1 rRNA gene is annotated in these 205 nt (G+C 58.5%); it reads right to left on the bottom strand.

Annotation, left to right across the window (positions count from 1 at the left end):
* Positions 1-70, bottom strand: a 5S ribosomal RNA gene (gene rrf / locus DSY14_RS28590); the annotation flags it as partial.
* Positions 71-205 lie beyond the last annotated feature (135 nt).

Raw genomic sequence — 205 nt, 5'->3', positions numbered from 1 at the left:
CAGCGCAAAGAGACTTAACGACCGGGTTCGGAATGAGACCGGGTGTGACCCTCCAGCAAAAACCACCACGGAAACCAACCCCCACCCACACTCAACCCCACAACAGGGGAGCCACGGGCGGGAAAGCTTCGTGAACAACATGCGCGAGCAACCAATTATCTGCAGCGGACAAGCCCTCGGCCTATTAGTACCGGTCAGCTCCACC

The organism is Nocardiopsis sp. MG754419 (assembly GCF_018207095.1).
GTDB lineage: Bacteria > Actinomycetota > Actinomycetes > Streptosporangiales > Streptosporangiaceae > Nocardiopsis.
Note: the sequence above shows the minus strand (reverse complement) of the source record. Positions and strands in the feature narration are given on the sequence as shown.